This window comes from Acidiferrimicrobium sp. IK (assembly GCF_025499425.1).
Classification (GTDB): Bacteria; Actinomycetota; Acidimicrobiia; order Acidimicrobiales; family Palsa-688; genus Acidiferrimicrobium.
This window is the reverse complement of record NZ_JAIMCB010000005.1, coordinates 268,855-281,432: the sequence shown is the minus strand read 5'-3', so window position 1 is coordinate 281,432 and position 12,578 is coordinate 268,855. Positions and strand designations below refer to the sequence as shown.

The following is a 12,578-nucleotide window of genomic DNA, read 5'->3' as shown; positions in this document are numbered from 1 at the left end:
CTGCCTAGCCGGCGGCTGGGTCGCTGATCGGGGCGGTGCTGCGTGACGGCTGGATGAGGGCCTCGACGTCGGGGAGGACTACCAGCGGGGGTGCGGCCTGCGCAGGGCGGCCTTCCAGCGGCTGGTAGGGGCGCTGCACCCTGCCTTTGCGGTGGAGCGGAACCGGCTTTTCGGCCTTCGGCTGCCTGAGCTGTCCCAGCGCCGCGACGCCGAGGACGGCGAGTTGTACCGCGCCGGCCAAAGCGAACGCCGGTCGTAGCCCGAGGGTGGTGGTCCCCAGCCCTCCGGCGAGCGCCCCGAGCACGCTGGATCCGATCAGCACCATACGGAACGTGATGGCTACCCGGCCCATCATGACGTCCGGTATGAGGCGTTGACGCAGCGACATGCTGGCGACGTTGCCGACCGACACGCTGGCGGACTCTGCTGCGACGGCGACGCCAGCGGCGACCACCGAGACGTCCCCAGCCAACAGCAGGTAGGCCAGGCCGGCCACCACCCCAGAGGCCACGATCGACCCCCTGGGGCCGAGCAGACCGGCGCAGCGGCGGGCGATCAGCGAGCCGCCGATGGCGCCGACGGATCCGACCGCCAGGAGCACCCCGTAGCCCGCCCGGCTGGTGTGCAGCGCGCCCGTGGCGTAAAGGACCAACACCCCGAGAACCGCGCTCTGGGCGAAGGCGAACGTACCGATGACCAGCGCCAGAGACCGAAGCTCGCGATGTCCGATGAACCACCAGAACCCCTCGGCGATGTCCTGGCGCATGGAAGAGGCGCGTCGGGCGGGCTGGGAACTCGGCAGGCAGCGCCGGAGAAGCACCGCTGACACCGCGAACGACAGGGCGTCGACCAAGAACGGAAGCGGCCGGGCCAACTCGAATACCAGGCCACCCAGCCCTTGGCCGGCCAGCTCGCGGCTCGTCAGGTCGACCGCTCCCAGGCCGCCGTTGGCCGCCTCGAGCTGATCGGACGCGACGATCGCTGGTAGCGCGGCCACGGTGCAGGCCTTGAACACGATGTCGCCGCAGCCGAGCGCGCCCAGGGTGAGGTAGATCAGGGGGAGCGAGTCGTGACCACTGGCGACGGCCCCCGCGAACGCCGCGAAGATCAGCAGGCGCCCGACCTCGACGATGAGAGCGAGGCGGCGGCGGTTGGTCCGGTCGACGACGGCGCCGGCGATGGGACCGATCAAGAAGGCGGGTAGCTGCCCGGCAACGGTGACCCCGGCGATCAGCAGGGGGTCGTGGGTGAGGGACAGCGCAAGGAGAGGGAAACCGATGAAGACCAGCCCGTCGCCGAGGGACGACGCGCCCGTGGCCACCCACAGACCCCGGTAGCGGGCGCCGAGGTGGTGTCGTGACAGCCGAAGAGTCACGATGCCCTTTCGAGTGACAAAGCCGGCAGGAGACGACGCATCCGGCGGCGACCAGCAAAAATCTCTCAGGTCGCCGCCGGAAGCTGCCGATATTGCACTTGCGCCCGGCTATGCGGGTTCAGCCACATCGGCGGGCGCGGTGCGTAGAGATCAGGACCACATGTTCTTGCGCATCGTGGGAAACCTCCCTTCGTTCATCACCTGTGCGTGGAGAGGGCAGGGACCCGTCACATTCGCGTGTGGCGGGTCCCGCACACTTCTGTGCCGATCGAACGGTCCCGCACCAGGCGGTGCCATCGCTGGGTCACAGATGCGCCACGTAAAGTAGCGAAGTTCGGAAAAGCCCGCAAGTTTTGGCTCCTGACAGTGGTCAATCAGACCGATAAGGAATAAATACGCCTCCCGATTTGACCGGGCGGCGCTGACCGGTAGGCGCGATGTTCACGAGGCAGGTCCATGACCACGACTGACCAGGCCGTCTCAGCCAGGCGCCGGATCAGTCGGCACGCGGTGGCATCCTGGCTGCTCGTCGCCGGGCTGCTGGCAGGATCGGTCCTCGTAGGTTGGCGTCTGGCCCTTCGCACACCAACCACCTGGTCCGGCCGCCTGCCCGTCATCGTGGTCGGCGTGTTGCTGGTCGCCTCGCTGCTAGCGCAGTGGGTCATTCCTGTCAGGCAGCACGGCATCTCGGTGTCGCCCGCCAACTGCGTGGTCGTCCTAGGGATCGTGTTTCTCAGCCGGATCGACCTACTCGCCGTTGCGGCAAGCGCGATGTTGCTGTGCACAGTGCTCAAGAGGCACGCCCCGCTCAAGGCGATGTTCAACACGTGGAACACGACGCTGGCCACAGGTCTGGCTGCCTTTGCCTTCGACGCGGTGCTCGGCCACGCCACCCCGGCGAGCGGGAGAGGCTGGCTGGCCCTGGTGGTAGCGTCGCTGGTCTTCGACGTGGCGACCACGGCCGGCATCATTGGTGTGCTCAGCCTGCAGGGCGTCTTCACCTTCGACCAGCTATCGGCGTTCGTGCTGCCGCTCATCGTGACGCCGGCGGTCAACATCGTCCTGTCAATCGTCGCGGTCGACGCAGTGTGGTCAAACACCTGGGCCCTCGCTCCCTTGGCACTCATACCAGCAGGGATCACCCTCGGCTTTCGCTACCACACCCGCCTGGCCGGCCGCTTCGCCAACCTGGAGAAGCTCTATCAGTTCACCCAAGGAGTCTCTGGTCTTTCCGACGAGGGTGACGTCCTCTCGTCATTGCTCTCCGGCCTGCTCAACGCTCTGTCGTGTGAGTACGCGCAATTGACGATCTCCGACCTGGGAGTGGTGCGCAGCTACCAGCTGCGACGAGACGGGGTAGTGGCGCTCACCGAGGCCGACCGGTTGCCGCCGGTGGTCGCGGAGTTGGGTCCCGGCCAGGACGTGCTGCTTCTCCCCAGGCGTGCCAGCGGCGACGCCGGGCGGGCGCTGGCAGAGCAGGGGTTGAATGACGCGATAGTGACCCGCCTCCCGACCGATGGACCCGAGCGGCGCTACCTGGTGGTGGCCGATCACGATGGTCCCGATACCTTCGGGCGAGCCGATCTTCGCTTTGCCGAGACCCTGGCTGCCCAGAGCGCCCTGGCCCTGCGGAGCACCCGGCTGCTCGACGAGCTGCGCCAACAGGTGATGATCCGCGAGCACGAAGCTCTCCACGACTCGCTGACCCAGCTGGGCAACCGGGCCCTTTTCGCCCGGCGGACCGCGGCGGCGCTCGCTGCGCGCCCAAGCATGGCCCTGGTCGGCGTGCTGCTGCTCGACCTGGATGGCTTCAAAGACGTCAACGACACCTTGGGGCACCACATCGGCGACACCGTCTTGCAGGAGGTGGCCGAGCGGTTGCGCACGACTGTCGGCGCCATCGGGGTGCCGACCCGCCTGGGCGGCGACGAGTTCGCCATCCTGGTCCCGGTGATCGAGAACGTCGCCCGGCTTCGGGACCTGGCCCACCGGGTCTTCGACGCGGTGTGCGAGCCGATGAGGGTGGACGACCTCACGCTGGCGGTGAGGACCAGCATCGGCGTCGCGTTCGGGCCCGACCACGGGGAGGACACGGCCTCGCTGCTCAAGGGGGCGGACGTCGCCATGTACGCCGCCAAGGTTTCGGTGGAGCGCATCGCGGTGTACGACCAGGCCGGAGACGGCAACTCCACCCGCCGGCTGCTGCTCGGGTCGGAGCTGCAGACCGCAGTCCAAGCCGGGGACCTGTCGCTCGACTACCAGCCCAAGGTCGACATGGCGACCGGCGACGTCCTCGGTTTCGAGGCGCTCCTCAGGTGGCGCCACCCGGTGTTCGGTCTGGTCCCCCCCGAGGAGTTCGTTCCGGTGGCCGAGCAGTCTGGGCTGATCGACTCGGTCACGTGGTGGGTGCTCCGCGAGTCGCTGTGCCGGCAGGTCGACTGGGCGAGGGCTGGCTTCGACGTCAGCGTCGCGGTCAACGTCTCGGCTCGCTCGCTTCTCGACAGCACGCTCGCCCAACGGCTGCAGGACCTGCTCGTCGAGACAGGCGCCACACCGCAGCGGCTGACCCTAGAAGTCACCGAATCCTCGGTGATGGCCGACGCGGTGCGCGCCGCGACGATCCTGCGCGAAGTCTCGGCGCTCGGGGTCTGCATCGCCGTCGACGACTTCGGCACCGGCTACTCCTCGCTCAGCCGGCTGCTCCAAATGCCCGTCGATGAGCTCAAGGTCGACCGTTCGTTCGTGTCGACGATGATGGAGTCACCGGACAACTGGGCCATCGTGTCGAGCACCATCAGCCTCGGGATCTCGATGGGGCACTCGGTCACAGCAGAGGGCATCGAGGACGCCGAGACATGGAAGTCGCTGAGCGCCATGGGATGTCACGCCGGCCAGGGGTACCTGATCTCCCGTCCGATGCCGTCGTCGAAGACCCTCCCTTGGCTGCGGACCTACGCCAAGCGGACCGCCCGCCGTCCCTTCGAGGTCAACCCCGCGGAAGGCGACCAAGTAGAGGTCTGAACCCGGCGCGCGGGTTAGGGTTTCGGGCATGGGCACCCCGCTTGTGCGCTCGAGGTCGTGACCGCGGCAGCTGGACAGTCGGCGGACGTCGCTATAGCCGTCAGCGTCGTGGCCACCCTCATAGTGGTGGCGCTCCTGGCTGCTTTGCGCTCATGCCTCTCGGCCGCCCGGCGGCTCCGGGCGGCGGCCGACACTCTTGAGGCCGACGTGCGCGAAGTGATGCGCTCCGTCGACGGCACCCTCGCCCAGGCCAGCGCCGAGCTGGAGCGAGTTGATGACCTGATCGGGTCAGCCGAGCAGCTCACCGAGGTCGTAGGGGCGGCGTCCCGAGTGGCGTACACCTCCCTGGCCAGCCCGCTGATCAAGGTGCTGGCGTTCTCTCGGGGGACCAGCCGGGCCTCGCAGCGGCTCCGCGGCCGTAAGCGGGCCCTCCGAGCGAGAGGCCGCTAGGGATGTTCAAGCGGGTCCGGTGGGTCGGTATCGGAGCGGTCCTCGGTGCCGGCGGCTCCATCTACGCCCAGCTGAAGGTCCGCCGCACCGCGCAGCGTTACCTCCCGCCGGAGGTGAGCGCGCGGGTTGCCGACCGGGCTCGATGGCTGGGCCAAGAGGTGCAAGAAGCGGTCGCCGAGGGGCGCAGCGCGATGGCCGAACGTGAGGCCGAGCTGCGGGCCCGGATCGACCCCGGGGCCTCCCAGAGGGGTACCGACGTCCGAGACGCGGTGGCCCGACCGCTGCCCGCTCCCCGGTCGAGGCGGGGCGGCCTTCCGGCTCGGCGCGATCCGCGGGCCCGACGGCGCTAGCCTCTAGCGGTCATGCCTGACGTTGCGCCCAGCCCGGCGTGCCCGTCGGCCGGCGCCCCGGGGGACCCGGTGACCGGATCCGTCGAGCGTGCCGCCCGACCCCTCGCGGCCACCGGCCGGCTCCTCGGCCTCGACCTGGGCAGCCGCCGGATCGGCGTCGCCGTATCCGACTCGCAGCGTCGCTTGGCGACGGGAGTCACCGCGATCGCCCGCCGGGACCCTGCATCGGACCACCGGACGGTCGCCGACCTGGTCGACGAGTACGAGGCGGTAGGGGTGATCGTCGGCGTCCCGCTGTCGCTGTCAGGCGCCGCGGGACCCGCGGCTCGCGCTGCTACAGCCGAGGTCGAGCAGCTCCGAGCAACGCTCGACGTGCCGGTGGACACCGTCGACGAGCGCTTGACCACCGTGCAAGCGTCCGCCGGGATGCGCGCCGCAGGCCGGCGGTCCCATCAGCAGCGAAGCGTGATCGACCAGCAGGCCGCTGCCGGGCTGCTCCAAACGTGGCTCGAGCAGCACCGGGAGGGGGGATGACCGACGGTTACGGCGGCCGCCGGCCGCCCGCAGGGTGGGAGGACGACCGGGCCTACGGGTCGGGCGGAGCTCTCGCAGGGGAGGGCAGTTACGCCCATCTGGCTGGGACCCGCTCGGAGCCCTACCACCACGACCCCTACGAGGACGGCGGGGGGGCCGGAGAGCACTACGCGCCGGGCGAGCACTACCGCTCCGACGAGCACTACCCAGAGGACGACCACGCCAACAGCTGGGCCGACGAGGAGGGCTACCCGGAGGACGCCGACTACCTGGAGGAGGAGGACTACTCCGAGCACGGCGGTCACGTCGATGAGTACGGCCGTTGGGTCTACGACGGCGATCTCCACGACGGCCGGGACGGCTATCGAGGTGGGCCCGGGGGGCGGGCCGGGCACGCCCGGCGCCGTCCATCCCGGCGCCGTCACCCGGTGCTCACCGTGGTGGCCGCCTTGTTCGCGGTGTTCGTTCTCGTCGTCGTCGGGTTGTTCTTCCACTTCGAGGGAGAGATCAGCCCGAGCGGGCATCCCGGCAAGCTGGTCAGCGTGACCATCCCCGCTGGGGCATCGTCGGCGGAGATCGGCTCGATCTTGGCCAAGGCGGGGGTGATCCACGGGTCGAGCCTGTTTAGGTACTACGTGAAGCTGAAGGGTGCGGGTCCCTTGCTTCCCGGTACCTACTCGCTGGCGGTCAACGAGAAGTACGACCAGGCCATCGCCGCGCTGAGCGCCGGGCCTCCGCTCGTGGTCGAGCGGCTGGTGATCCCCGAGGGTTTCACCATGCAGCAGATCGCCGCCCGCATCGCCTCGCTGCCCAAACTCGGCTTGTCCGCGCCGAAGTTCCTCGCCGCGGCCAGCAGCGGGCAGGTCCGCTCGCCGTATGAGCCCTCCGGCGTCAACAACCTCGAAGGACTGGTGTTCCCCGCGACTTACGAAATCAAGCAGGGGATGAGCGAGACAGACGTGCTCCAGTCCCTGGTCGACCGCTTCGACCAGGAAGCTACCAGCCTCAACCTGACCCAGGCGGCGGCCACCTTGAAGATGACGCCCTACCAGGTCATCACCGTGGCGTCCATCGTCGAGCGGGAAGCCAAGCTCGACGTCGACCGAGGCCCGGTGGCCAGCGCCATCTACAACCGGCTGCGGATCGGCAAGCCCCTCGGCGCCGACTCGACCCTGGTCTATGCCCTGCGCCAGTCCAACCCGGCGATCTCGGTGAACTCGATCAACTACAACCAGCCCAACCCGTACAACACCCGCCTCAACCGGGGGCTGCCTCCCACCCCGATCGCCAACCCCGGCGTGCCCTCCCTGACCGCCGCCGCGGCGCCGCCGGCCACCAACTACCTGTACTTCGTGGAGACCAACCCCGACGGAAAGCTGAGCTTCGCGTCGACCGACACTGGGTTCGCCCACCTGGAGGCGCAGTGCCGGGCGGCCAACCTCTGCTAGCGCCGAGCGCCAGCACCCACCTGGCCGCAGTCATCGGCGACCCGGTCCGCCACTCCCTCTCGCCGACCATCCACAACGCCGCCTACCGGGCGATGGGGGTGGACTGGGTGTACGTGGCGCTGCCGGTCCCCGCTGGCCGGGGCGCCGCGGCTGTGGAGGCCATGCGGACCCTCGGGCTGGCCGGCATGTCGGTCACCATGCCCCACAAAGCGGCCGTGCTGCCGGCGTTGGACCGACTGTCGGATACGGCCCGTCGGCTGGGCGCGGTCAACACCGTCAGCCGCCACGGCGACGATCTCGTCGGTGACAGCACCGACGGAGCCGGCTTCATAGACGCGCTGCGCGAAGAACGCAGCTGGGAGCCGCCCGGTCGACGCTGCCTGGTGCTGGGCACCGGCGGCGCGGCCCGGGCCGTCAGCCACGCGCTCGGCCATGCCGGCGCGGCGTCGGTGGGGGTCGTCGGCCGGCGACCCGACGCGGCCGCCAGCTGCGCGGCGCTGGCGGGCGGCGCCGGGGCGGTGGTCGCAGTCGAGGCCATCGCCGACGCCGACATCGTCGTCAACGCCACGCCGGCGGGAATGCCTGGCCGTCCGGACCTGCCGTTCGACCTCGATCCGGCGCGCCTCGGCAGCGGCCAGCTCGTCGTCGACTTGATCTACAACCCGCGCACCACGCCGCTGATGGTCGCAGCCCGCGCCCAGGGCGCGGCGGCCGCCAACGGCCTGGGGATGCTTATCCACCAAGCAGCCAGGCAGATCGCGGTGTGGACCGGGCAGCCGGCCCCGATCGATGCCATGCGCAGCGCCGTCGACAATTCGTGACAAACAGGCGACGCCCGTAGCTGGTGCTCAAGGGTGCCTCCTGTCCGGCCGATATCTACCGAAGCACGCATGGAGGAGGCCCTGGCATGTCGCTCGCCGGATCGCTGGACGAATTCGCTCTCGCCGACATCATGTCGCTTCTGGCGGCCACCTCCTCGCGGGGAGTGCTCCACCTCGACGCGCCGGCCTACTCCGTCGAGCTGGCGGTACAAGGCGACTGCCTGCTGGACATCCCCGGCACCTCCCTCGTCGATGTCCTCGATCGGCTCCTCAGCACGAACGGCGTCCGCTTCCGGTTCGAACCCGATTCCCACCACCGCGACGGGCAACTGATGCCGTCGGCCCCGGCGGTGGAGGAGGCGATGCAGCGCCGGGCCGCCCGAGCCGAGATGGCCTCCATCGTGCCTTCCGGAGCCTGGATGCTCTCCCTCGCCGCGGTGCCAGTCGCCCAGCCGCTCGTCATCGATCACGATGGGTGGGCGGTCGTAAGGGCCGTCGGTGACGGGCGCGACATGGACGCTGTGGTCGCCCGGCACGGGGCCGACCCGCTGTCGGTCTACCGCACGGTGAAACGGCTCATCGACAGCGGCGTGGTGCGGGTGGCGCCCCCCGCCGGCCAAGACTGGCCTGCGGTCGAGCAGCCGGACGCCCTCGGCGGCTCCGCCGCTGACGAAAGCGCTGTCGTCGCCGGCGAGCTCGCCCCGGCGCCGCAAGACTTGTGGGGCCCGACCGCTACGCCCTTCGACCACGCCGTCCCAGACGCGGTCACCGCAGGAGTCTGGGACACCCCCTCGGGCGAGGTGCCCGAGCCAAGCAGCGTCACCCATCACAGCCGCAGCCTGTTCGGGGCGTTCGTGAGCGAGACGTGGCCCGCGCCTGAGATCCTGCCCGGATCCGACGCCGACGCCGGTTTGCGCTTCCCGGAAGCACCCGCCCCCGCGGCGCCTGCCGTGGCAGCCCCGGCGACCCCCGTGGCCGTAGCGGTGGCGGACACCGAACCGGCGCTGGCCGACGCCGAACCGGCGCTGGCCGACGCCGAACCGGCGCTGGCTGACCGCGGCCCATGGCCGGCTGCGGAACTGGCGTCCCTGCTCGCCCAGGCCCGCAACGAAGAGTCAGGGTGGCGCAACGAGCGGCCCCGGCACGCCGACGCCGTGAGCGACCCGCCGGTCGCGGAGCGGACCCGTCCCCCGGAGCGAGCGGCTCGCAAGCGCTTCTTCTCCTCCGCGAAGGCGTGAGATGACCGCGCCTGCAACCAGCGGGCACTCACAGCAAGACGAGCAGATCGGAGCCCTGCTGGTCAGCAGCGGGCGCCTGAGCGCCGGCCAGCGCGACGCCGCCTTGGCCGCCGCCGACCAGCGGGGTGTCCCGCTCAGCCGGGTGCTGATCGAGGACCGTCTGATCAGCGAGGCCGACCTGGTCGCCACGCTCGCCACCCACCTGGGTATGGCTTTCGTCGACCTCTCCGAGTACCCAGTCGACGCGGCCGCCACCCGGCTGATCTCCGACGCGGTCGCCCGCCGGTACATGGCGATCCCGATCGGTTGGGACAACGGTCAGCTGCTCGTCGCGATGGCCGACCCGTCCAACGTCGTCGCCATCGACGACATCCGCACCCTCACCGGCGCGTCGATCAAACCGGTAGTCACCGTCGCCAGCGGCATCAACGACGCACTGGCGCGCTACCACCGCTTCGACAACGAGGCGGAGAGCGTCTCGATGGAGGCGGCGAGCAGCTACGAGACCGACAGCGGCCTGACCTCGATCCGCGAGGTGGTCGAGGACGCGCCGATCGTCAAGCTGGTCAACATGATCATCACCCAGGCGGCCGCCGACCGGGCGTCGGACATCCACATCGAGCCGGGGGAGCGCGACCTGCGGATCCGCTACCGAATCGACGGCGTCCTCCACCAGGTGATGATGCCCCCCAAGAGCATCCAAAACGGCATCATCAGCCGGCTCAAGGTCATGGCCGACCTCAACATCGCCGAACGGCGGGTCCCCCAAGACGGGCGGATCACCACCGTCATCGACGGCCGGTCGATCGACCTGCGGGTCGCGACCCTGCCGACGGTGTGGGGCGAGAAGATCGTCATGCGGATCCTGGACAAGTCGACAGCGCTGCTGCGCCTCTCCGACCTCGGCTTTCTCCCCGAGAACATGGAGCGCTACGAGCGGTCCTACCGCAAGCCCTACGGCACCATCTTGGTCACCGGACCCACCGGTTCGGGCAAGTCGACGACGCTGTATTCCACCTTGAACATCCTCAACGACGAGTCCAAAAACGTCATCACCGTCGAGGATCCCGTCGAATACCAGCTCCACGGCATCAACCAGGTCCAGGTCAACATCAAAGCCGGCCTGAGCTTCGCCGCCGCGCTGCGCTCGATCCTTCGCTCCGACCCCGACATCGTGCTGGTGGGGGAGATCCGGGACAAGGAGACCGCGGTCATCGCCATCGAAGCCGCCCTTACCGGTCACCTCGTGCTCTCCACCCTCCACACCAACGACGCGGCGAGCACCCCGAGCCGCCTCATCGAGATGGGCGTCGAACCCTTCCTCGTCGGCAGCGCCATCGACTGCATCGTCGCCCAGCGCCTGGCCCGGCGGGTCTGCGAGAAGTGCGCAGAGCGCTACGTGCCCGACCGCGCCGAGCTGGAAGCGGTCGGCTGGGACTACGAACGCCTCGGCGGCCTCGATGACACGCTGGTGCTGCGCCGAGCCGTCGGGTGCGGGGCGTGCGGCCAGACCGGCTACCACGGCCGTTTCGCCATCCACGAGGTGCTCGAGGTGACCGAGATCGTCGAGCGGATGATCGTCGAGCGCAGCCACTCCGACGACATCCGCAAGGCCGCGGCAGCGCAGGGGATGCTGACCCTGCGCCAAGCCGGGCTGCAAGAAGCGCTGCGGGGCCGGACTTCCATCGAGGAGATCCTGCGCGTCACCGCCTGACCGGCGCCGTCTCAGCAAAATAGTCCTCAGCCGGCGGCGCCAGGATGCCGAGTACTAGACATGGCCTCAGCGTCGCGCCAACTCGGTGAATACCTCGTCGAGCACAAGGTGATCTCCCGCAGCCAGCTGGAGGCTGCGCTGTCCCGGGAAAGCTCAACGGGCGTACCGTTCAGCAAGATCGTGATCGCCGAGCGGCTGGTGTCGGAGCGTGACCTGGTCGGCGCGGTGGCTCACCAGCTCGGCTTCCGGTTTTGGGATCCGGTGACGATGCCGATCCAGCCCATGGTCCAGGGGCTCCTCCCCGAACCGATCGCCAGGGCCCACCGGGTCGTGGTGATCGACATCGTCGATGACAAGCTCCTCGTCGCCATCGGCGACCCCCACGATCAAGAGGCCCTCAACGCCGTCAAGGAAGCCACCGGATGGGACGCTCTGCCGGCGCTGGTGTCGCCGGCGGACCTGATCCGGGCTATCGAGGTCGAGTACGGTCCCGGACCGGAGGCGGCGTCGAGCGGGGCCCCGAAGAGCGACGAGGGCGACGAGATCAGCGGCGGCCGGCTTCACCTGAACTCCCTGCTGGCGGAGATGATGGCCTTGGACGCGTCGGACCTCCACCTGAGCGCAGGGCGCCCGCCGAGCGTTCGGGTCCACGGCGCCATCCGCCCGTTGGAGGGGCACGAGCCGATGATCGGCTCCGACCTGCGGGAGATGGTCTACGGAGTCCTGGCGCAGCGACAGCGGGAGCGTTTCGAGGCCGAGCACGAGCTTGACACTTCGCACACCGTCCCTGGCTTGGGCCGCTTCCGGCTCAACGTGTTCCAGCAGAAGGACTCGGTCGGCGCGGTGTTGCGGGCCATCCCGTTCAAGATCCGCCCGCTCGCCGAGCTGGGCATCCCGGCGACGGTAGAGCAGTTCGCCAAGCTCCCTCGCGGCCTGGTGCTGGTGACCGGTCCCACCGGGTCGGGAAAGTCCACCACCCTGGCGTCGCTCATCGACATGATCAACTCCTCCACGCCGTCGCACATCATGACCGTCGAGGACCCCATCGAGTTCCTCCACGACCACAAGCGGTCGGTCGTCAACCAGCGAGAGGTCGGCGTCGACACCCACTCCTTCGCCGAAGCGCTCAAACACGTCCTGCGCCAGGACCCCGACGTCATCCTCGTCGGCGAGATGCGCGACCTGGAGACCATCTCGACCGCGCTGACCGCGGCCGAGACCGGCCACCTGGTCTTCGGCACCCTCCACACTCAAGACGCCCCGCAGTCGGTGGACCGGGTCATCGACGTTTTCCCGTCCCACCAGCAGCAGCAGATCCGGGTGCAGCTGGCCTCGGCCCTGCAAGGCGTGGTCACCCAGCAGCTGATCCCCGTCGCTCGTGGGGGAGGCCGGGCCGTGGCCACCGAGGTGCTGGTGGTGACCCCCGCCATCCGCAACCTGATCCGGGAGGGCAAGGTCCACCAGATCTACAGCAGCATGCAGGCCGGCGGCCAGTACGGGATGCAAACCATGGACCAGTCACTCGCCCAGCTGGTCCGAGACGGTGTGGTCAGCCTGAGCGCGGCGCTGGAGCGCTGCGCCAACCCGGCCGACATCCACCGTCTCGTCGGCTCCGGCCGCTGACCCC

The 12,578-nt window shown here is 69.5% G+C and carries 10 protein-coding genes; 9 read left to right on the top strand and 1 reads right to left on the bottom strand.

The features are described from left to right. Positions 1 to 4: 4 nt before the first annotated feature. Positions 5 to 1,375: an MFS transporter gene (locus K6U06_RS10735; protein WP_262321919.1), complete on the bottom strand. Its 1,371-nt coding sequence runs from the start codon at positions 1,373 to 1,375 to the stop codon at positions 5 to 7. A 456-nt stretch (positions 1,376 to 1,831) separates the two neighbouring features. Here K6U06_RS10735 and K6U06_RS10730 point away from each other — a divergent pair, with 456 nt between their 5' ends. The 9 genes from K6U06_RS10730 (at position 1,832) to K6U06_RS10685 (ending at position 12,574) form a co-directional block, all read left to right on the top strand. Continuing rightward, complete coding sequence (locus K6U06_RS10730; protein WP_262321918.1) at positions 1,832 to 4,396, top strand: putative bifunctional diguanylate cyclase/phosphodiesterase; 2,565 nt, start codon at positions 1,832 to 1,834, stop codon at positions 4,394 to 4,396. A gap of 57 nt (positions 4,397 to 4,453) precedes the next feature. After that, complete coding sequence (locus K6U06_RS10725; RefSeq protein WP_262321917.1) at positions 4,454 to 4,846, top strand: hypothetical protein; 393 nt, start codon at positions 4,454 to 4,456, stop codon at positions 4,844 to 4,846. Between the two features lie 2 nt (positions 4,847 to 4,848). Then, a complete protein-coding gene (locus K6U06_RS10720) occupies positions 4,849 to 5,196 on the top strand; it encodes a hypothetical protein (RefSeq protein WP_262321916.1) in 348 nt (115 codons plus the stop codon). Positions 5,197 to 5,208: 12 nt separating this feature from the next. Then, a complete protein-coding gene (ruvX, locus tag K6U06_RS10715) occupies positions 5,209 to 5,730 on the top strand; it encodes a Holliday junction resolvase RuvX (protein ID WP_262321915.1) in 522 nt (173 codons plus the stop codon). Next, positions 5,727 to 7,178 carry an endolytic transglycosylase MltG gene (mltG, locus tag K6U06_RS10710; protein ID WP_262321914.1) on the top strand — a complete coding sequence of 484 codons (1,452 nt, stop codon included), beginning with the start codon at positions 5,727 to 5,729 and terminating at the stop codon, positions 7,176 to 7,178. Before ruvX ends, mltG begins: the two co-directional genes overlap by 4 nt. After that, positions 7,154 to 7,999 carry a shikimate dehydrogenase gene (gene aroE, locus K6U06_RS10705; protein WP_262321913.1) on the top strand — a complete coding sequence of 282 codons (846 nt, stop codon included), beginning with the start codon at positions 7,154 to 7,156 and terminating at the stop codon, positions 7,997 to 7,999. Before mltG ends, aroE begins: the two co-directional genes overlap by 25 nt. An 86-nt stretch (positions 8,000 to 8,085) precedes the next feature. Next, positions 8,086 to 9,237 carry a DUF4388 domain-containing protein gene (locus K6U06_RS10700; RefSeq protein ID WP_262321912.1) on the top strand — a complete coding sequence of 384 codons (1,152 nt, stop codon included), beginning with the start codon at positions 8,086 to 8,088 and terminating at the stop codon, positions 9,235 to 9,237. Position 9,238: 1 nt separating this feature from the next. Then, positions 9,239 to 10,951: a GspE/PulE family protein gene (locus K6U06_RS10695; RefSeq protein WP_262321911.1), complete on the top strand. Its 1,713-nt coding sequence runs from the start codon at positions 9,239 to 9,241 to the stop codon at positions 10,949 to 10,951. Positions 10,952 to 11,011: 60 nt separating this feature from the next. After that, positions 11,012 to 12,574, top strand: coding sequence for a PilT/PilU family type 4a pilus ATPase (locus K6U06_RS10685; RefSeq protein WP_316044712.1), 1,563 nt, complete (start codon positions 11,012 to 11,014; stop codon positions 12,572 to 12,574). Positions 12,575 to 12,578 lie beyond the last annotated feature (4 nt).

Excerpts from the sequence above, each read along its gene's own strand:
- ruvX (WP_262321915.1), top strand. The coding sequence starts at position 5,209 with ATGCCTGACGTTGCGCCCAGCCCGGCGTGCCCGTCGGCCGGCGCCCCG.
- K6U06_RS10720 (WP_262321916.1), top strand. The coding sequence starts at position 4,849 with ATGTTCAAGCGGGTCCGGTGGGTCGGTATCGGAGCGGTCCTCGGTGCC.
- K6U06_RS10685 (WP_316044712.1), top strand. The coding sequence starts at position 11,012 with ATGGCCTCAGCGTCGCGCCAACTCGGTGAATACCTCGTCGAGCACAAG.
- K6U06_RS10700 (WP_262321912.1), top strand. The coding sequence starts at position 8,086 with ATGTCGCTCGCCGGATCGCTGGACGAATTCGCTCTCGCCGACATCATG.
- K6U06_RS10695 (WP_262321911.1), top strand. The coding sequence starts at position 9,239 with ATGACCGCGCCTGCAACCAGCGGGCACTCACAGCAAGACGAGCAGATC.
- mltG (WP_262321914.1), top strand. The coding sequence starts at position 5,727 with ATGACCGACGGTTACGGCGGCCGCCGGCCGCCCGCAGGGTGGGAGGAC.
- K6U06_RS10730 (WP_262321918.1), top strand. The coding sequence starts at position 1,832 with ATGACCACGACTGACCAGGCCGTCTCAGCCAGGCGCCGGATCAGTCGG.